The 17,930-nt window shown below is 62.6% G+C and carries 19 protein-coding genes; 6 read left to right on the plus strand and 13 right to left on the minus strand.

Going from position 1 to position 17,930, the window contains the following annotated elements; translation table 11 throughout:
- Positions 1-196: 196 nt before the first annotated feature.
- A complete protein-coding gene (locus FCK22_RS06845) occupies positions 197-427 on the minus strand; it encodes a DUF1127 domain-containing protein (protein WP_067266882.1) in 231 nt (76 codons plus the stop codon).
- Between the two features lie 111 nt (positions 428-538).
- Here FCK22_RS06845 and FCK22_RS06850 point away from each other — a divergent pair, with 111 nt between their 5' ends.
- The 3 genes from FCK22_RS06850 to rpsI all read left to right on the plus strand — a co-directional run bounded on the left by FCK22_RS06850 (position 539) and on the right by rpsI (position 3,079).
- Complete coding sequence (locus tag FCK22_RS06850) at positions 539-1,954, plus strand: PLP-dependent aminotransferase family protein (RefSeq protein WP_067266880.1); 1,416 nt, start codon at positions 539-541, stop codon at positions 1,952-1,954.
- A gap of 160 nt (positions 1,955-2,114) precedes the next feature.
- Positions 2,115-2,576, plus strand: a complete 462-nt coding sequence (gene rplM / locus FCK22_RS06855; protein ID WP_067266879.1) for a 50S ribosomal protein L13 — start codon at positions 2,115-2,117, stop codon at positions 2,574-2,576.
- A gap of 2 nt (positions 2,577-2,578) precedes the next feature.
- The gene (rpsI, locus tag FCK22_RS06860) at positions 2,579-3,079 is read left to right on the plus strand and encodes a 30S ribosomal protein S9 (RefSeq protein WP_067266905.1); all 501 of its coding nucleotides are present in this window, start codon (positions 2,579-2,581) and stop codon (positions 3,077-3,079) included.
- A 148-nt stretch (positions 3,080-3,227) separates the two neighbouring features.
- Here rpsI and FCK22_RS06865 read toward each other — a convergent pair whose 3' ends face one another.
- Positions 3,228-3,917: a hypothetical protein gene (locus FCK22_RS06865; RefSeq protein WP_067266877.1), complete on the minus strand. Its 690-nt coding sequence runs from the start codon at positions 3,915-3,917 to the stop codon at positions 3,228-3,230.
- A gap of 238 nt (positions 3,918-4,155) precedes the next feature.
- Here FCK22_RS06865 and FCK22_RS06870 point away from each other — a divergent pair, with 238 nt between their 5' ends.
- Entirely contained in the window at positions 4,156-5,151 is a 996-nt protein-coding gene (locus FCK22_RS06870; RefSeq protein ID WP_067266875.1) for an LLM class flavin-dependent oxidoreductase, read from the plus strand.
- A 12-nt stretch (positions 5,152-5,163) separates the two neighbouring features.
- On the opposite strand, the gene FCK22_RS06875 is transcribed toward FCK22_RS06870, so the two are convergent.
- The 10 genes from FCK22_RS06875 to guaA form a co-directional block, all read right to left on the minus strand.
- Positions 5,164-5,781, minus strand: a complete 618-nt coding sequence (locus tag FCK22_RS06875; RefSeq protein ID WP_067266873.1) for a TetR/AcrR family transcriptional regulator — start codon at positions 5,779-5,781, stop codon at positions 5,164-5,166.
- Complete coding sequence (ppk2, locus tag FCK22_RS06880; protein ID WP_067266871.1) at positions 5,774-6,643, minus strand: polyphosphate kinase 2; 870 nt, start codon at positions 6,641-6,643, stop codon at positions 5,774-5,776. Before ppk2 ends, FCK22_RS06875 begins: the two co-directional genes overlap by 8 nt.
- Before the next feature lie 49 nt (positions 6,644-6,692).
- A complete protein-coding gene (locus FCK22_RS06885) occupies positions 6,693-7,673 on the minus strand; it encodes an alpha/beta hydrolase (RefSeq protein ID WP_067266869.1) in 981 nt (326 codons plus the stop codon).
- Positions 7,657-8,574, minus strand: a complete 918-nt coding sequence (metA, locus tag FCK22_RS06890; protein WP_067266868.1) for a homoserine O-succinyltransferase — start codon at positions 8,572-8,574, stop codon at positions 7,657-7,659. Before metA ends, FCK22_RS06885 begins: the two co-directional genes overlap by 17 nt.
- A 56-nt stretch (positions 8,575-8,630) precedes the next feature.
- Entirely contained in the window at positions 8,631-9,491 is an 861-nt protein-coding gene (locus FCK22_RS06895; RefSeq protein WP_067266866.1) for an ATPase, read from the minus strand.
- A gap of 12 nt (positions 9,492-9,503) precedes the next feature.
- Complete coding sequence (locus FCK22_RS06900) at positions 9,504-10,436, minus strand: DMT family transporter (RefSeq protein WP_136720309.1); 933 nt, start codon at positions 10,434-10,436, stop codon at positions 9,504-9,506.
- Between the two features lie 111 nt (positions 10,437-10,547).
- A complete protein-coding gene (locus tag FCK22_RS06905) occupies positions 10,548-11,648 on the minus strand; it encodes an outer membrane protein transport protein (RefSeq protein ID WP_067266864.1) in 1,101 nt (366 codons plus the stop codon).
- A 121-nt stretch (positions 11,649-11,769) separates the two neighbouring features.
- Positions 11,770-12,639, minus strand: coding sequence for a DMT family transporter (locus FCK22_RS06910; protein WP_067266862.1), 870 nt, complete (start codon positions 12,637-12,639; stop codon positions 11,770-11,772).
- Positions 12,636-12,908: an antibiotic biosynthesis monooxygenase gene (locus FCK22_RS06915; protein WP_136720310.1), complete on the minus strand. Its 273-nt coding sequence runs from the start codon at positions 12,906-12,908 to the stop codon at positions 12,636-12,638. Before FCK22_RS06915 ends, FCK22_RS06910 begins: the two co-directional genes overlap by 4 nt.
- A 7-nt stretch (positions 12,909-12,915) precedes the next feature.
- Entirely contained in the window at positions 12,916-14,478 is a 1,563-nt protein-coding gene (gene guaA / locus FCK22_RS06920; RefSeq protein ID WP_067266859.1) for a glutamine-hydrolyzing GMP synthase, read from the minus strand.
- A 199-nt stretch (positions 14,479-14,677) separates the two neighbouring features.
- On the opposite strand from guaA, the gene FCK22_RS06925 reads away from it, so the two are divergent.
- A complete protein-coding gene (locus FCK22_RS06925) occupies positions 14,678-16,216 on the plus strand; it encodes a trimethylamine methyltransferase family protein (protein WP_067266857.1) in 1,539 nt (512 codons plus the stop codon).
- Between the two features lie 35 nt (positions 16,217-16,251).
- Here the strand turns inward: FCK22_RS06925 and FCK22_RS06930 are convergent, their stop codons facing one another.
- A complete protein-coding gene (locus FCK22_RS06930; protein ID WP_067266855.1) occupies positions 16,252-16,548 on the minus strand; it encodes a DUF6477 family protein in 297 nt (98 codons plus the stop codon).
- Positions 16,549-16,827: 279 nt separating this feature from the next.
- On the opposite strand from FCK22_RS06930, the gene FCK22_RS06935 reads away from it, so the two are divergent.
- Entirely contained in the window at positions 16,828-17,916 is a 1,089-nt protein-coding gene (locus FCK22_RS06935) for a DUF6456 domain-containing protein (protein ID WP_067266904.1), read from the plus strand.
- The last annotated feature ends 14 nt before the right edge of the window (positions 17,917-17,930 follow it).

The raw sequence follows: 17,930 nt of genomic DNA on the forward strand, positions 1-17,930 counted from the left end.
TGCCACTTTATGGCGCAGCCGTGATGCGCCTTATCGCAGAAGCGCCCCGCCTCACCAAATCGCCAGCCCGCCGGGACGGGCAGGCGATGGCCCGGCGCCTGCGGCTTGATTCCGGGCCGGGGAATTCTCAGAGGCCACAAAAAAGGGCCGGGAAAACCCGGCCCGAGGAAGAGGTCTGGCAGTCGCCACAGGGAAGCTACGCCTGCCAGAACACGCGGGAAGCCTCGGCCGAGGCTTGTTCCGGTGTCAGTCCCGCATCTTCAAGCTCCCAGGGTTCAAGCGCGGCAAGCGCGATCCGGGTGCGTCGGCGGGCCGCCCATGTGGTCACGACAGCCGCAAAGCGCAGCGCAATCACCGCAGGGACCGGCAGGGCGCGGTATGTCATCAATGTCATTGCATCAGCGGTAAGGGGGCGTGCCTGTGTCATGGGGGGAACTCCTTGAAATTGTATTGGCAAAATTGTATTGACACAAAGTGTAGAATGCCTACAGGTGCAAAGGTACAAAGCGCGATACAATTTGACCACAGGAATATTGTGATGGGTACAATTTGGCAGCCGACATTGGCCGAGGGGCAGGGGCCGAAGTACAAACTCGTCGCGCTGACCATCCGGCAGGGGATTAACTCTGGCGCTTTGGCGGTGGGGGATAAGCTGCCGCCGGTGCGGGAACTGGCGTGGCAATTGGGGATTACCCCCGGCACCGTGGCGCGGGCCTATACCATCCTCACCGATGAGGGTCTGTTGGAGGCCGAGGTGGGCCGTGGCACCTTTGTCGCCCCGCCGCAGGCGGCCATCCGCGAGGATGTCTGGAATCGCGAACAAGATAGTTGGATCAAGGAGTTGGAGGTTGCCGATACGGATGCGGTCAGCCTCTTCAGCCCGCGCCTGCCGGACATGGGACAGGTGGCGCTGATCCGCAGCGCCCTACGGCAGGTGGCGGATGTGCCAGGCGAAGACCTGATGAACTATCCCACCCGCGACGCCTATGCCCCGGTGCGGCAAGCGGTGGTCAACTGGCTGTCGCATCTCGCGCTCGGGCCGCTGAGCGAGCGTGACGTTGTGCTCTCGCATGGCGGGCAGAGCGGGATTGTATTGGTACTGCAAGCGATCCTTTCAGGGCCGAAGCCGGTGATGCTGGTCGAAGATCTCTCCTACGCCGGGTTTCGCCGCGCGGCAGAGGTGCTGCGCGCCGAGGTGGTCGGGGTGGCGATGGACGCAGAGGGCGTGCTGCCAGAGGCGCTGGACAAGGCCGCGCGCGACAGCGCGGCGCAGGTCTTTTGCACGACGCCGGAGGTGCATAACCCTACGGGCAGCCACACCAGCCTTGAACGGCGGCGTGCGCTGTTGGAAGTCGCCAAACGGCACGGGTTGGAGATTTTGGAGGATGACTGCTACCGCATGGGCCTCGCCCGCGCGCCGAGCTACCGCTCGCTCTGGCCTGAGCATGTCTGGCATGTCTCTTCGATCTCAAAGGAATTGACGCCTGCCTTGCGGGTGGGGTTTGCGCTGGCGCCCGCAGGCCGTGCGGCGGACCTGCGGCGGGTGGCGGAATATGGCTATTTCGGCCTCGCCCGTCCCTTGGCCGAAGCCACGCGGATTCTCCTGACGGACCCACGGCTCAAGGCGATCTGCGCCGATATTCGCGAAAGACTGGCGGAATATGTCGAAGTGGCGGTCAACCATCTGGGCGGCCACGCTTTGGAATGGTCGCGCGATGTGCCCTTTCTCTGGCTGCAACTCCCGCCGGGGTGGCGGGCTGCCGGGTTCTGCCGCGCGGCAGAGGCGCAGGGCGTGCAGATCCGCTCGGCCGATGAATTCGCCCTGCGCGATGGCCGCGCGCCCCATGCGGTGCGCATCGCGGTGAACGCCCATGTCTCCCTGCGCTCTTTCGAGGCGGCGATGCAGCGGCTGCGCTGCCTTCTGGACAATCCACCGGAGCAGATCAGCGTGTAGAAATATGGGGTATTATTATACCTAAATCGCAACGTATTGTTTTAGCTGATAAAATCAGGGATTGCTGCGCTTGACCCGGCGATGCAGGTGTTTATAACGCCTCCATCAGACACCGGGCGGGGATTCCTCGTTCCGACCAACCTCAAACGGGAATTCATCCATGAAAACCTTTTCTGCGACACCGGCAGATATCGACAAGAAATGGATCATCATCGACGCCGAAGGCGTCGTGCTGGGCCGTCTCGCCTCGATCGTTGCCATGCGCCTGCGCGGCAAGCACAAGCCGTCCTTCACGCCGCATATGGATTGCGGCGACAACGTGATCGTCATCAACGCCGACAAGGTGCAGATGACCGGCAAGAAGCGCGAAGAGCACTTCTACTGGCACACCGGCCACCCCGGTGGCATCAAATCGCGCACCAAGGCACAGATCCTCGAAGGCGCGCATCCTGAGCGTGTTGTGACCCAAGCGGTCAAGCGCATGCTGCCCGGCAACCGCCTGAGCCGCCAGATCATGACCAACCTGCGCGTATATGCAGGTAGCGAACACCCCCATGAGGCGCAGAGCCCCGAAGTTCTGGATGTCAAATCCTTGAACAAGAAAAACACGCGGAGTGCATGAGCATGGCTGACGAAATCAAATCCCTCGACGGTCTGGAAGCAGCCGTGACCGACAACATCGGCGGCGTGCAGGGCACCGAGACCGAAGTGACCCCCCGTGAGCCGGTTCGTGACGAACTGGGCCGCGCCTATGCCACCGGCAAGCGTAAAGACGCGGTCGCCCGCGTTTGGATCAAGCCCGGTTCCGGCAAGGTCATCGTGAACGGCAAGCCGCAGAACGAATACTTCGCGCGCCCTGTGCAGCAGCTGATCCTCGCGCAGCCTTTCGGCATCACCAACACCGAAGGCCAGTTCGACGTGATCGCGACTGTCAAAGGCGGCGGTCTGTCCGGTCAAGCGGGTGCGGTCAAGCACGGCATCTCCAAAGCCCTGCAACTCTACGATCCCTCCCTGCGCGGTGCGCTGAAAGCGGCAGGCTTCCTGACCCGCGACAGCCGCGTCGTCGAGCGGAAGAAATACGGTAAGGCCAAAGCGCGCCGGAGCTTCCAGTTCTCCAAGCGTTAAGCTTACCGGTCATATTTTGCGAAAGGGCTGCCCTCCGGGGTGGCCCTTTTTCGTTGCGGTGGGCAGGGTTGGCCGCGGGACATGAAAAAGGCCGCCGCGGTTTCCCGCAGCGGCCTTAGGGTCGGATCGCCTTTGATCCTAAATCGGCTTAGCCGCCGATTTCGTAGCTCACGGTGAAGCCCAGCACGCCGTCGCCATCGTTGGTGTCTTCGTAAAGCGCTTCGAAAGTGACGCCGTCACCGAAGTCATAAACGGCACCGGCTTCGGCATAGATGTTGTCGTCGCGGTCGCTGTTGCCGATGAGGCCAACGGCGGTCCAACGCTCGGACAGGGGCGCTTCGAACGCGACTTCCTGATCGCTTTCGCCATTGTCGGGATCGATGATCACGGCGAATGCGCCCGAAGCGTCACGCCCGATGGGGAAGCCCAGCGTCGCGGTGATCTCTTCGCTGTGATCTTTGGAATCGTTCAGCCAGATGTAGCCATAGGTCAGATCCCAGCTCAGGCCTTGACCGAAGTCCGCGCCGTAGCCGAGGTTCGCTTCGAATTCGACGTCATCGGTGGGGTCTTGGTAAAGCGATGTCGCGCTCAGCCCGGTGTGGAAGCCGCCGTAGGTCAGCTCGACAAAACCTTCGACTTCGTTCTCAACGTGATCGAAATCATCCGACGTGTTGAACCGTGTCGCGGCAGAGACGCCGGCGGTCCAGCCAACCATGGAAGTCATGCTGCGGTCTTCGATGACCGGGTCGAAACCGGTAGTGACGTTTTCCTGCGCATAGGCAGCAGAGGAGAGCAGCCCGGCGGTGAGGCCGAACCCGATAAGATGTTTGATATTCATGGCATTTGCCTAGTTTTGGACCATAGCTTGTCTGCGACTGGCGAGGTCAGGTTGTGAAGGCCCCTCGGATAGGGCGCTCTCCGGGGGGCGGCAAGGCCCGATTGCGCATATCTGGCATGCGTTAGAACATAACATTGTGATCGACGGAAATTTCGCCCAAGTCGTTGGTTTTTATCAGGCGACGTGGTTCCGGGCGGGGCTGTGCCTGCCTATATCAGCCCCAACACAGGAGACAGTCATGCAGTATTCAGTTCTTGATCTTGCGCCCGTGCCCGAAGGGTCGGATACCACCACCGCCATCGCCAATTCGGTCGCTCTGGCGCAACTGGCCGAGGCCAAGGGCTATCACCGGTTTTGGATGGCGGAGCATCATAATATGCCCGGCATCGCTTCGGCGGCGACCTCGGTTCTGCTGGGTCATGTGGCGGATCACACGAAAGAGATTCGCGTCGGCGCGGGCGGGGTGATGCTGCCCAACCATGCGCCCTTGGCCATTGCCGAACAGTTCGGCACGCTTGCGGCGATTCATGGTGACCGGATCGATTTGGGGCTGGGCCGCGCGCCGGGCGGGGATCAGGCGGTGATGCGCGCCATGCGCCGCGGCATGATCGCGGGCGATCAATTCCCCGATGACGTGGCCGAGTTGATGGCCTATCTCGGCGCGCCCGATCCCCGCGCGCCGGTGCGCGCCCATCCGGGTGAGGGGACGCATGTGCCGATCTGGATCCTCGGCTCCTCGCTCTATGGCGCACAATTGGCGGCGCATTTTGGGCTGCCCTATGCCTTTGCCTCGCATTTCGCGCCGGATGCGTTGGAAGAGGCCGCGGCGATCTATCGTCGGGATTTCAAACCGTCCAAAGCCTGCCCCGAACCGCGTTTCATGCTGGCGGTGAACGTCTTTGCCGCCGACACGGATGAGGAGGGCGCCTATCTGCGGACCACCATGCAGCAGGCTTTCGCCCGTCTGCGTACTGGCCGCCCCGGCAAGCTGCCAGCCCCGGTGCGCGACATCGATGCCGAGATCGGCGCGGGCCTGCGCCAAGGGGTCGACCACGCATTGCGCATCTCTGCGGTCGGCAGTCCTGAGACGGTGAAACGTCAGTTGGAAACGCTGATCGCGCAGCACCGACCCGATGAGTTGATCTTGACCGGGCAGATTCACGACCATAACGCGCGGCTGCGCTCGTTCGAGATTGCGGCGGATGTCTTGCAGGAGATGAAAGTGGCGGCCTAAGGGCCGCCGCCGTCACTCGTCGGGGCTGACCAGCCCCAAGCCGCGCAGATAAATCCCGATCCCGGTTTCCAGCAGGTCATCGGGCGGGAAGGGCGAGGCGCGACCGGGCGAGTTGCGGGCGAAAAGCTCGACCACCCCGTGGCTCATCGCCCAGATATGGGCCGAGAACATCGAGGCGGGCGGGCGTTTGTCCGCCGGGATATGTTGGCTGAGGTCGGTCGCCGCGCGTTCCAGCACCGCATTGGCGCGGTTGGCGGCATGGGCCAGTTCCGGCGTGCGGTTGACCGAGATGCCGGATTCGAACATCGCGATGTAATGGCCGGGATGTTTGCGGGCAAAGGCAAGATAGGCGCGGCCCGTCGCCTCAAAGGCTTTAAGTGCCGAGGGCTGGCCGGATTGATAGGCAAATTCCATCAAGTCGGCAAAGATATCATAGCCTTGATGCGCGGCCTCGGCGATGAGGTCTTCGCGGCCCTCAAAATGGCGATAGACCGCCGCCGGGGTGACGCCCGCGCGTTTGGCGGCCTCGGAAAGGGTGAAACCCGTGGGGCCGCGCTGCTCGATCAACTCAAGCGCCGCGTCGATCAGCGCTTGGCGCAGGTTGCCGTGATGGTAGCCGCGCTTAGGCATCCCAGATGTCCGGCCCGCCGCAGATTTCATCGTCGATCTTGCCGATCGCCTTGGCGTCTTTCTGAGGATAGTCGAAACGGTGCAGCAGATGGCGCATGGCCGCGAGACGGGCGCGGCGTTTGTCGTCAGAGCGGATCACCGTCCACGGGGTTTCATCCGTATGGCTGCGCAGCAATGTCTCGGCGATGGCGGCGGAATACTCCTCCCATTTCGCGAGACCTTTGACGTCGATGGGGCTCAGTTTCCACTGTTTCAACGGATCGGATTCGCGCGACAACATGCGGCGCAACTGCTCGGCCCGGCCCACGTTGAGCCAGAACTTGATCAGGTGAATGCCGTCTTCGACGAGCATCTGCTCGAACGGGGTGACCTGTTCAAAGAAATGCGCGCGTTGTTCGGGGGTGCAAAAGTCAAAGACCTTTTCCACCACCCCGCGATTGTACCAAGAACGGTCATAAAAAACCATCTCGCCCGCTGTGGGCAGATGTTTGATATAGCGCTGAAAATACCACTCGCCTTGCTCGGTTTCGGTAGGTTTCGACAGGGCCACCACCCGCGCGGACCGTGGGCTGAGGTTTTCGCGCATACGGCGGATCGTGCCGCCTTTGCCAGCGGCGTCGCGGCCCTCGAAAACCATGACCACGCGCTGCCCGGTTTCGCGCACCCAAGATTGCAGTTTGACCATCTCGATCTGCAAACGGTCATAGTCGCGCTCATAGGTCTTGCGCGACAGACGTTCATCATGCGGGTAGCTGGGCGAAAGGATATCGTCCTTGTCGGCCCGCTGGATCGCTTGGCGGATGTCCTCGGGGGCGTCGTTTTCGTAAAAGGCGCTGATTGCGCCGTCAAAGGGCAGGTCCATGGGCGCTCCTTGCGGGTTGTTCTTGTTTCAATATGGGATGTTAAGGCGATTAACGCAAACCGGCACGGGCGGCGGCGCGGTCGATGGCATCCACCACCGCCTGCGGGTCGGCGTGATGGGGCATATGGCCCATGCCGGGCAGGCGGGTCAGGGCGCCGTTGGGGATGTCTTTGATCAGTTCCTCGGCGTGGATATGCATCGGCACAATGGTATCGGCATCACCGTGAATGATTTCGACCGGCATGGTCAGGCGGTCATATTGCGCGGCCATTTCAACCACATGCGGGCGGAGTTGATAAACCTGTTGCGCATTGGCGCGGCTGGCGCTGCGGCGCAGAGTGAGGCCCGTGCCGATGTGATCGGCATAGCCTTCGGGCGCTTGCTGTGGGGCAAAGATCGCCGCGATGCTGCTTTGCACCACGCTGTCGGGGACAAAGGCGGTGACGGCGGGGATAAAGAGCGCCCCGCCAAGCCGTGAGGCGCTGACGTTATAGAGCCAGCCGAGACCGCCGGGCCAAGGCTCCGACACGGCAGAGACCAGCACCAGCGCTGCGGTCTCATCAGGGCGTTGCAGCCCCCAAGCCAGCGCCACGGCCCCGCCAAAGGAATGGCCCAGCACGATGGGGTTTTCGACACCCAGTTGATCCGCCGCTTTCTGCAAGAGTGCGGCCTGTTCCTGCGGCGACTCGCCGCGCGGGTTCCAAGGCCCGCGCGCGCCGGGCAGGCGGGCGGTATAGCCCATGCCGGGACGGTCGAACATGATGACGCGGTAGCGGTCGCTCAGCCGCTCAGCGAAGCCCAGAGTAAAATCGCGCAGGTTGCCGCTGGCCCCGTGGATCAGTACCAGATCGGGCCCGCTGCCGATGATCTTGGCATGGACCGGCAGGCCATCCACCGTGATGATCTCACCCTCGGGCGGATGGCTTGCCTCGGCCCGCGCCTCATGCCGCGCGGCACGCCATTGGACAAGCGCGGTGAGCAGCGCCAGCCCGAGGAGGAGGGCAAGCAGCAGTTTAATGGCCGATCTCATTCATATCAAAGGGGGTGGTTTGGTATATCTCGTTGATCCAATTGCCATAAAGCAGATGCGCATGGCTGCGCCAGCGGTTCACCGGCGTGCGCGCGGGGTCATCCTCGGGGTAGTAGTTGCAGGGCACGTTGATCGGCACGCCATTCTCGACATCGCGGTCATACTCTTGCTTGAGCGTGTCGCGGTCGTATTCAAAATGGTTAAAGACATAGAGCGCGCGGTGTTCGGGGTCTTCGATCAGACAGGGGCCAACCTCATCACTGCCCAAAAGGGTGGTCAGGCCGGGACGCGCGTCAACCTCGTCTTGTCGCATCTCGGTCCAGCGCGAGACGGGCACGGTGCAATCATCCGAAAAGCCGCGCAGATAGGGCGAGGCGGGCGCGAGGTTGCGGTGCCGGAAACAGCCGAAAGCCTTTTCGCTCAGCATGTGTTTCTTGACGCCGTGGAAGTGGTTGATCATCGCCATGCCGCCCCAGCAGACGCCAAAGGTGGAGTGGATGTTCGTCTGGGTCCATTCCATCACCTCGCGCAGCTCGTCCCAATAGGTCACCTCGTCAAAGTCGAGATGTTCGATCGGTGCGCCGGTGATGATCAGCCCGTCGAATTTCTCGGCCTTCATCTCCTCAAAGGGGCGGTAGAAGCTTTCCATATGTTCGGCGGCGGTGTTGCGGGTCCGGTGGTCTGACATGCGGATGAGGCTCAGTTCGATCTGCAAGGGCGTGGCACCGATCAGCCGGGCGAACTGGTTCTCCGTCTGGATTTTCTTGGGCATCAGGTTCAGCAGGGCGATGCGCAGGGGGCGGATGTCTTGCCGCGATGCCAGTTCCTCGTCCAGCACCATGACCCCTTCGTTGCGCAGAACGTCGAAGGCAGGCAGGCGGGAGGGGATCTTGATGGGCATGAGACAGGTCTTTCAGGGGTGGCCAGTGCAGTCAGATAATCTTGGGCGGGGCGGGTTCAACCGCCTGCGGGCAGGTGGCGGGCAATGAGGTCGGTAAAGTCTTCGGGAGCTGTCAGCGCGTCGATATCGGTGGGGGTGATGGTCACACCCCATTTCGACATGGCGGCGTAGCGGGGTTGGCGGTGCGACAGGGCGGCGGCATAGGTCCAGCGGATGAAATCGTCGGGGTTCACCGCGTCCTCGGTGATGTTCTTTTCGGCCAGATAATCGGCCCATGCCCGGGCGAGGAATTCGGGCTGATAGGCCATCGGCTTGGGCGCTTTGTCAAAGCGGCGGATAAGTTCCTCGGTATGGGCTTCGTCGCCCTTGATCCAGACCAGCAGACATTCCTCGGCCAATTGCCGCAGGAGCGGGTCGTTCGGGTCTTCGGGGTCGACCCATTCGCAGATCGAGCCACCGGTGTCGCAGATGAAATGCGGATAGCCATAGAGCGCTTCGGCGCGGGTGGCGAAATAGGCGGTGTCTTGCAGCGCGCTGATCTCGGCCCGGCGGAAAGCCTCTTGCCGTTTGGCGTATTCTGCCATCGGCAGCCCGCCGCGCGAAGGGTCGCCCGGTTTGCCCAGCCATGTGGCCACGGGCGACAGGTTGTCGAAGGTGATGTTTGAGCCGATGTAGATGCTGTCGCTCAGCAGCAGATCGCGCAGGAAGGGCACTTTCATCGCCTCGGCTTTGGCGTTGTCGGCGATGAGTTCGCCCAGGTAACGGGTGCCGATGCGGTAGTCGATGGAGTAGTGAAACCAATCCCCGCTGGCGCGCAGCAGGCTAGAGAGATGGGTCTTGCCCAAGCCCGACATGCCGAAGATCAGAACTTTGCGCCGCGGCGCCGCGCGCCAATCGTCAGCCGTGGGGTAGAGCATGTATCACCAAGGTTAAGTGCTTCGTTTCCCCTGACTACCCCAGTGTTTCACCAGACGCCAGATGCGGCCATCGAGCACCAGAAGCCCAAGTGCGAGAAGGGCGAAACCGCCATAGGCAGCGGGGCGCAGGGTCTCATCACGCAGCCATGCGCCCAGCAGGATCGCCACGGGGGCGACCAGCAGTGTCACCAACATCAGGTTGCTGCTGCCCGCCATGCCGAGCACGCGGTAATAGAGCAGATAAGCCAGCGCCGTCGCGGCCAGCGCGTAATAGGCGATGGCGACGAGCGTGGCCGGGGCGAGGTTTAGGGTCAGTGGCCCCTCCGCCACCCATGCCAGCGGCAGCATGACCAGCGTGGCGCCGGTGAGCATCCCGGCGGCGGCCAGTTGCGGCGGCTGGCCCGGCAGCAGTTTGCGCGCGCAGACACCGGCCATGGCATAGGACATCGCCCCGCCCAGCACGGCCAGTTGTGCAAGGCTGCCGAGGTCGAAATTCGTGAGATTTTCCAGACCGATGGCGGTGCTGACGCCCGCGAAGCCGAGGCAGACGCCAATCGCCTTGCGCGGGGTGATCCGCTCATCCGCCAGAAAGATCGCCGCGGCCAGCACGCCAAAGATCGCGGTGGCGGCATTGAGGATCGAGGTCAGCCCCGAGGGGATGTGCAACTGCCCCCATGCCATCAGCGAGAAGGGGATCACATTGTTCAAAAGCCCCATCAGCAGGAAGGCCGCCCAGATGCGCGGGTCGCGCGGCAGTGGCAGGCGCATGGTGGCGACGGCGGCCCAAAGCACCAACATCGCCCAGAACACCCGATGCGCGACCGAGGTCAGCGGCCCGATCTCATCCAAGGCCACCCGCACGGCGACAAAGGACGCGCCCCAGAGCAGGGCGAGACAGCCCATTTCGATCCAAGCGCGCGGGGGGATGGTTTTCTGTGTGATCATGGCTTGGGTTTAGGCTGTTCCACGGATCGGCACGACCCGAAAGATGCGCATGCATAAAAAAACGCCGCCCGAGGGTCTCGGGCGGCGTAATCTCGACGGGTCTGGTGTGGATCAGAAGGTGAAACCCACTTTTACACCAAAGGCCAGAGCATCGTTGTCTTCGAACTCGCCCGAGGCATTCGTACCGTTCAAAGTTGTCTCTGCATCACCGATGTTGACGTAGCGCACGCCGGTGGTGATCTTCATGTTGTCGCGGGTATAGACGGCGGCCAGTGCAAGGCTCTTGTTGCCATCGGTCGGCCCGAGGTTGGAGGCGAACCCGCCGTTGGACTTCTCATAGCCGACGGAGGCCGAGACCGACCAGTTGTCGTTCAGACGGCGGCCCACGCCGAGCGAGTAGGTGAAAACGTCGTCATCGTAGCTGACGAGCGAGCCGCCCGTCGCGCCTTGGTATTGGGCGGGGGTGATGTCGAAGGAGGACCAATCGACCCAGCGGATGCCACCAAAAAGCAACGTGTCGGCGGCGATGCCGGTCTGGAAATCAAGGTTCACCGACTGCGGGGTTTCGATTTCGGTCGTGCTCATGATGGCGCCGAACTCGGTCGTGTCGACCTCGTGGTCGATGCTGGAGCTATAGGTCAGCGCGACACGCATGGCGATGTCGGGGCGCTCATAGGCGACACCCGCAACATAGCCGACGCCGGTGTCACGCTCGCCGTTCACCGTATAGCCGGCGACGAAGGGCACAGCTGCGACCGCTTCGATGGTTTGGACGCGCAGACCGCCGTGAACGCTGAAGTTCTCGTTCATGCGGTAGCGCAACAGGCCGGTTATCGCGTGGCTTTCCAGATCCGCTTGGGCACCTTGTGCATAGTAGCCGGTGGGCGTGGGGTAATCGACATCCGCGCCGAACGGCTGATCATAGATGATCGCATAGGACAGCTTGTCGTTGATGTCGGCCTTATAGGCTGCGCCAAACTGGAGATAGCTGGAGGTCATATCGCCGGAGCTGACATTCGACAGCGATGGCGGCGGCACCGCCATTGTCGACGTCCCGCTGGTGGATGGATCGATATGCCCAAAGCTGAACTCCGCATAGCGGCCGCTTTCAAACAGGGCGTTGATGGATTGGCCCGACCGATCGATGCCGCCAGCGTGAACGATTGCCGTAGATGCCAACAGTGCCGGAATTGCCAAGAAATAGGTTTTCATTTGCTCTCCTCCCAAGACTTCTGTGCGGATCCTCCCCGGCACAGGTTGGAAACGATCTAAGCGGATTGCTGCCGTTTGCGTCAATCGCTGACCTTGGGTCAGGCTGGAATCTGGGCCAACATTACTTGGGGTGTGCTTTGCGGGTCTCAAACCAGATATTGAGATAGTTGCCCGCAAAGATGATCCCGGCCCCGACAAAGACCCAGATATCCAGCGCTTCGGCATAGAGAAGCATGCCCACAATCGCGATGGCCGGTAGGCGGACGAAATCAATGGGCACCACCACGGTCGCGGGGGCAAGGCTTAGTGCGTTGGTCAGGCAGTAGTGCGCAAGCAGCCCGCAGGCGCCGACCAGCAGCAGGAAGGGCGTCGTCTCAGCCGTGGGGCTGGCGATATCGCCATCGTAGCCTGCCGCGATCAGGCCGAACAGCAGTTGCAACGTGGTGAGATAGAAGAGGATCGTGGTGATCCCTTGGGTTCGCGTCAGCCATTTAGTCAGCACATTGGTCAGGGCAAAGAAGACGGCGCATCCCGCCGCCGCCAGAATGCCGGTGTTGAGGTTGCCGATATCGGGGCGCGCCACGATCAGGATGCCGATGAACCCCATGATGGCGGCCAGCGCCCGTGTCGCGGTCAGCCGTTCGCCCAGCAGGAAGATCGACAGGACGATGACCCATAGCGGCGACGTGAATTCCAACGCGAAGACCTGTGCCAGCGGGATCAGCGACACGGCGAAGAACCACAGGTTCTGCCCGGTGAAATGCGCAAGGTTGCGCAGCAGTTGCAGGCCGAAGTTGCGGGTGTTGATCTGCCGCCACGCGCCCGTGGCTCCGGCGAGCGACAGGACGATGATCACGCCAATCACGCTGCGGTAGAGCATGACCTCGAAAGTGTCGAACCGCGCCGAGAGTTCGCGCCCCGCCACGGCCATGGTGGAGAATGACCCGATGGAGCCGATCATCCAGAGTGCAGCGCGAAAGGTGGGGCTCATGTGGTTTCTGTGATCTGATAGTCGCGGGCGATCCCGGCGGTGAGCCGCGCCCAGTTCGATGCTGCGGCACGGGCCTGATGCGCCTCAAAGGCCGCCCGGTCGGTAAAGAGCTCCGCGACCTGCCAGACAAGGGGATCGTCGGTCGGGGTCACGTCGAAGCTGAGGCATCCCGGCTCGGCCCGGGTAAGACGCAGATGCGCGTCAAGCCCTGCGCGCACCCGGTCCGCCTCGGCCCGGGTGGCGCAGCGTAGGTGGCCGGTCAGGGCCACCCGCAATTTATTCCCACTCGATGGTGCCCGGAGGTTTCGAGGTGATGTCATAGGTCACGCGGTTGATGCCCGGCACCTCATTGATGATCCGTGTGGCGGTTTCGCCAAGGAAATCATGCGAGAAGGGGTAGTAATCCGCCGTCATCCCATCGACTGAGGTCACCGCGCGCAGGGCGCAGGCGAAGTCATAGGTGCGGCCATCGCCCATCACGCCCACGGTGCGCACCGGCAGGATCGCCACGAAGGCCTGCCAGATATCGTCATAAAGCCCATGGCGGCGGATTTGGTCGATATAGACCGCATCGGCTTCGCGCAGGATGTCGAGCTTCTCGCGGGTGATCTCACCAGGACAGCGGATCGCAAGACCCGGCCCGGGGAAGGGGTGGCGACCGATGAAGGAGGGCGGCAGGCCCAGCTCGCGGCCCAACTCGCGCACCTCGTCCTTAAACAGCTCGCGCAGCGGCTCGACCAGTTTCAGGCCCATCTTTTCGGGCAGCCCGCCAACGTTGTGGTGGCTCTTGATGGTGACAGAGGGCCCGCCGGAGAAGGAGACGCTCTCGATCACGTCCGGGTAGAGCGTGCCTTGGGCAAGGAAGGTCGCATCGCCCACTTCCTTGGCGTGTTTCTGGAAGACGTCGATGAAGAGCTTGCCGATGATCTTGCGCTTGGTCTCGGGGTCCGAGACGCCGTCCAGCTCGCCCAGGAAGAGTTCCTGCTCATCCGCGTGGATCAGCGGCATGTTGTAATGGTCGCGGAACATGGTGACGACCTCTTCGGCCTCACCTTTGCGCAGCAGACCGTGGTCAACGAAAACGCAAGTCAGCTGGTCGCCGATGGCCTCATGGATCAACACCGCGGCGACGGAACTGTCGACCCCACCCGAAAGGCCGCAGATTACCTTTTGGTCGCCGACCTGCTCGCGGATCGCGGCGATGGCCTCCTCACGATAGGCGCTCATGGTCCAGTCGCCCTTGAAGCCCGCCAGACGCACGAAGTTCTCATAAAGGCGCGGACCGTTGGGGGTGTGATGCACCTCGGGGTGGAACTGCACTGCGTAGAAGTGACGCTCCACATCCGCGGTGATGGCGAAAGGCGCGTTGGGGGAGGTGCCATAGACCTCGAACCCCGGGGCGATTTTGCTGACGTGGTCACCATGACTCATCCAGACCTGTTCGCGGTCGGTGGCGAACCAGCCTTCGAGCAGATCAAGCTGTTGGCCCGTGGGGGTGACAAAGGCCCGGCCGAATTCAGCGGTGCCATGGCCGCGCTCCACATGGCCGCCAAGGCAATGCATCATGACTTGCTGGCCATAGCAGATGCCAAGGATCGGCACGCCCAGTTCAAAAACAGCCTGCGGCGGACGCGGCGCGCCTTCGGCAAACACCGAGGACGGGCCACCCGACAGGATCACCGCCTTAGGCGCGAATTCCTTGAGGAAGGCTTCGTCCACCGTGTTGAACGGGTGGATTTCGCAAAAGACATTCAGCTCCCGCAGGCGACGCGCGATAAGCTGCGTGACCTGGCTGCCGAAGTCGATGATGAGAAGGCGGTCATGGGTGATATCTGTCATGGGGCTGTGATTAGGCCCGTGCGCGCGCTCTGGCAAGTCTCTAGCAGGCCGAAGACCAGTGCCGCCTGCGTTTAATTCGCGCAAGTGGCGCGGGGACGGCACGCGATGTCGCTTTTTGCCGCTAGGGGGCGTTATCCGCGCGAAGCGCCTGCCGGGAATGGGGTAGTGACGGGCCAAGACTTGTGGGAAGGAAAGAGCAATGGCGGAATCAGCACGACGGGCACGCGGCGGTGGTGGTGCGGCAAGACGCGCGGCGCGCACAGCCGTCTCTTTCGAGACAGCGCGCTATATCGAGCGGAATATCCCGAACTTCGAAGTGCTGACCGAAGAGGCGCTGGAGATCATCGAACAGAACGCCGATGCGGTGCTGGAAGAGATTGGCGTGAACTTCCCCGACAACCCCGAGGCATTGGCGCTCTGGCGTGAGGCCGGGGCCGATGTTCAGGGGGAGCGGGTGCGTATCCCACGGGGGCTGGCACGCAAGCTCTGCTCCACCGCGCCTTCGACGATCACCCAAGTGGCCCGCAACCGAGATCGGGATGTGGTGATCGGGGGGAGGAACCTTGTCCTCGCCCCCGTCTATGGCCCGCCCTTCGTGCGCGATGCCGCAGGGGGGCGGCGCTATGCCACGATGGCGGATTTCGAGAAGTTCGTTAAACTGGGCTATATGTCCAAATGGCTGCATCACTCGGGGGGGACGGTATGCGAGCCGACAGATATCCCGGTGAACAAACGTCACCTCGATATGCTGCATGCCCATATGACGCTGAGCGACAAACCCTTCATGGGATCGGTGACCGAACCCAGCCGTGCGCAGGATTCCGTCGATATGTGCGGTATCCTCTTCGGTAAGGATTTCGTGCAGGAAAACACGGTGATGACCTCGCTCATCAACATCAACTCGCCGATGACCTTCGACGATGTGATGATGGGCGCGCTCAAGGTCTATGCCGAGAACAATCAGGCCTGCATCATCTCGCCCTTCATCGTAGGCGGTGCCATGGCCCCGGTGAGCGTGGCGGGCACGCTGACACAGGTCTTGGCCGAGACGCTGGCGGGCATCGCCTATAGCCAGCTTGTCCGCCCCGGGGCGCCGGTGATCATGGGGGCTTTCGTCACCTCCATCGATATGAACAGCGGCGCGCCCACATTCGGCACGCCCGAGGCTGCGCATATCACCTATGGCGCTGGGCAACTGGCCCGCCGGCTCAACCTGCCGTACCGCAGCGCCGGGTCTTTCACCGGCTCGAAACTGCCCGATGCGCAGGCGGCTTATGAGACCTCGAACAGCCTAAACATGGGGCTGCTTTCGGGGGTGAACTTCATGCTGCACGCCTGTGGCTGGCTGGAAGGGGGGCTTGTTTCCTCTTTCGAGAAATTCGTCATGGATGCGGATCAACTGGGCACGTTGCATCACCTTGCCCGTGGGGTGGAGATCGACGTGAACGCACAGGCCATGGACGCGATCCGCGAAGTGGGGCCGGGGGGGCATTACCTCGGCTGCGCCCATACGCAGAGCAATTTCCGCGATGCCTTTTGGAAGTCGGATCTGTTGGACTACAAACCTTTCGAGACTTGGTCGGACGAGGGCGCGCGCGACACGCAGAGCCTTGCCACCGCGCGGGTCGAAAAGATGCTGGCCGACTATCAGCAGCCCGCGCTGGATCCAGCCATTCGCGAAGCGCTCGATGCCTTTGTCGCAACCCGTAAGGCGGCGGAACCCGATAGCTTTAGCTAAAGCTTTGCGGCGGGGGCGATCCCCCGCATCGCAGATCAGGCGCCGGGCATCATCGCGGCCTTCAAGAACCGCGCCTCGCCGACCATGGCAATAAGAACATCTACATGGCGGATCAGGCTATAGCTTGCATCCGCCGTCTTGCGCTGGGTGTCCAACGCGGCCTCGATCTCGATCAGTTTGATCAGCGCGGTGCCGTGGCGTGGCAATATACCAAAGCCCAGTATCCGTGGCAAATGGGTGCCGCGGCGGTAGTCTTCGGCCCCGATGCGGGCGGCCCGCATCAAGAGGCGCGGGCGGTGAAGTCTTTGCAACATGGTCAGTAGATCTTGCATCAAAGTCTCCGATTTCTGAGGGGTGAATCACCCCGGGTCGGCGAAGTGTTGCACAACCTTTCCGGGTGTTGCGTGTTGCGGGTTCCCGGCGAACGGCGCCTTTCGATGGCGTTTACCTTTTGGAAACAATCATTGCCAAATGCGACGATTTTAACGAACGGGTAACCAAAACATCCATAGGTTGTGAATAACTCTGGGGATAACTCACCCAGCTTGGGGACCCGCCAAAATGGAAGTGGCAGTCAATTGAAGGCGCATCACCAAATTCAACAGTCCGTCCTGCCGGGATGGGTGCCGCACGGAGCCCTGCATTACCTCGCACATACGGAGACCGGCGCCCCGATCCGGGCCTTGGCACGCCAAGCTGGCTGTCATGCCTCGACCATCATGCGCCAAATCCGCCGTATCGAGACACGGCGCGACGATCCGCTGGTGGATGCCGCCCTGCGCAGGCTCGGGGCCGTGCGGCGCGCCTTGGATTGTACTGCTGGCCCCCCAGCAGGAAAGACAGCGACAATGACCAAACCCGCCGCCCCCCTTCTTGACGAAGACACCTTCGCCGCCGAGGCGCTGCGCGTCCTGCGGCGCCTGCATGAGGCGGGCGCGATCCTTGCCGTGGCTGAAGGGATGGAAAAGGCCGTCGTCCTGCGCGAGACGGACACCGGCCCCGGCGCACGCACTGCCGTGGTGGACAGCGCCGTGGCGCAGGCGATGGCGCTAAAAGATTGGATCGCGCCGGGCAGCACAGGCCGGGTGACACGCTATCATATCACCAGCGCGGGGCGCGCGGCGCTGCGGCGCATGCTTGAAGAGCAGGGCGCAGCCGCAGACGGCTTTGCCGAAGATCAGACCGCCTTTCTGGGCGGGCCCGACGCGCCCGCCGCAGACCTAGGCGCAGATGCGGATACGGCCCCGCGCCGTGGCCGCTATTGCCTGTCCGAAAGCCCGCTTTCGACCCTCGCACGGCGGCGCGACAAATCCGGCGCACCCTTCTTGAACGAGGGGCTGGTCCATGCGGGCGAAAGGCTGCGCGAAGATTTCGAACTGGCGCAGATGGGCGGTGAGGTTACGCAGAATTGGGACCATTTCCTGACCCCCGGCGCCAAACCCAGCGGCGGGCGAGATGGGGCAGGCGCCATGGCCGCGGCGGAGGCGCGCAAGAGGGTGGCCGATGCCATGGCCGACCTCGGCCCCGGCCTGTCGGACGTGGTGCTGCGCTGTTGCTGTTATTTGGAAGGGTTGGAGACCACCGAAAAACGGCTCGGTTGGTCCGCGCGTTCGGGCAAGATCGTGCTTCGGATCGCGCTCATGCGGCTGAAGCGGCACTACGATGAAACCGTGGGGCCAGGCGGCCCAATGATCGGGTAAATGCCGGTCGGGTA

It is taken from the genome of Sulfitobacter sp. 15WGC, from assembly GCF_005068605.1.
Taxonomy (GTDB): domain Bacteria; phylum Pseudomonadota; class Alphaproteobacteria; order Rhodobacterales; family Rhodobacteraceae; genus Sulfitobacter; species Sulfitobacter faviae.

Coding starts and splice junctions, on each gene's coding strand:
- rplM (WP_067266879.1), top strand. CDS start 2,115: ATGAAAACCTTTTCTGCGACACCGGCAGATATCGACAAGAAATGGATC.
- rpsI (WP_067266905.1), top strand. CDS start 2,579: ATGGCTGACGAAATCAAATCCCTCGACGGTCTGGAAGCAGCCGTGACC.
- FCK22_RS06845 (WP_067266882.1), bottom strand. CDS start 427: ATGACACAGGCACGCCCCCTTACCGCTGATGCAATGACATTGATGACA.
- FCK22_RS06870 (WP_067266875.1), top strand. CDS start 4,156: ATGCAGTATTCAGTTCTTGATCTTGCGCCCGTGCCCGAAGGGTCGGAT.
- FCK22_RS06895 (WP_067266866.1), bottom strand. CDS start 9,491: ATGCTCTACCCCACGGCTGACGATTGGCGCGCGGCGCCGCGGCGCAAA.
- FCK22_RS06875 (WP_067266873.1), bottom strand. CDS start 5,781: ATGCCTAAGCGCGGCTACCATCACGGCAACCTGCGCCAAGCGCTGATC.
- FCK22_RS06925 (WP_067266857.1), top strand. CDS start 14,678: ATGGCGGAATCAGCACGACGGGCACGCGGCGGTGGTGGTGCGGCAAGA.
- FCK22_RS06910 (WP_067266862.1), bottom strand. CDS start 12,639: ATGAGCCCCACCTTTCGCGCTGCACTCTGGATGATCGGCTCCATCGGG.
- FCK22_RS06850 (WP_067266880.1), top strand. CDS start 539: ATGGGTACAATTTGGCAGCCGACATTGGCCGAGGGGCAGGGGCCGAAG.
- metA (WP_067266868.1), bottom strand. CDS start 8,574: ATGCCCATCAAGATCCCCTCCCGCCTGCCTGCCTTCGACGTTCTGCGC.
- FCK22_RS06930 (WP_067266855.1), bottom strand. CDS start 16,548: ATGCAAGATCTACTGACCATGTTGCAAAGACTTCACCGCCCGCGCCTC.
- FCK22_RS06905 (WP_067266864.1), bottom strand. CDS start 11,648: ATGAAAACCTATTTCTTGGCAATTCCGGCACTGTTGGCATCTACGGCA.
- ppk2 (WP_067266871.1), bottom strand. CDS start 6,643: ATGGACCTGCCCTTTGACGGCGCAATCAGCGCCTTTTACGAAAACGAC.
- FCK22_RS06865 (WP_067266877.1), bottom strand. CDS start 3,917: ATGAATATCAAACATCTTATCGGGTTCGGCCTCACCGCCGGGCTGCTC.
- guaA (WP_067266859.1), bottom strand. CDS start 14,478: ATGACAGATATCACCCATGACCGCCTTCTCATCATCGACTTCGGCAGC.
- FCK22_RS06900 (WP_136720309.1), bottom strand. CDS start 10,436: ATGATCACACAGAAAACCATCCCCCCGCGCGCTTGGATCGAAATGGGC.
- FCK22_RS06885 (WP_067266869.1), bottom strand. CDS start 7,673: ATGAGATCGGCCATTAAACTGCTGCTTGCCCTCCTCCTCGGGCTGGCG.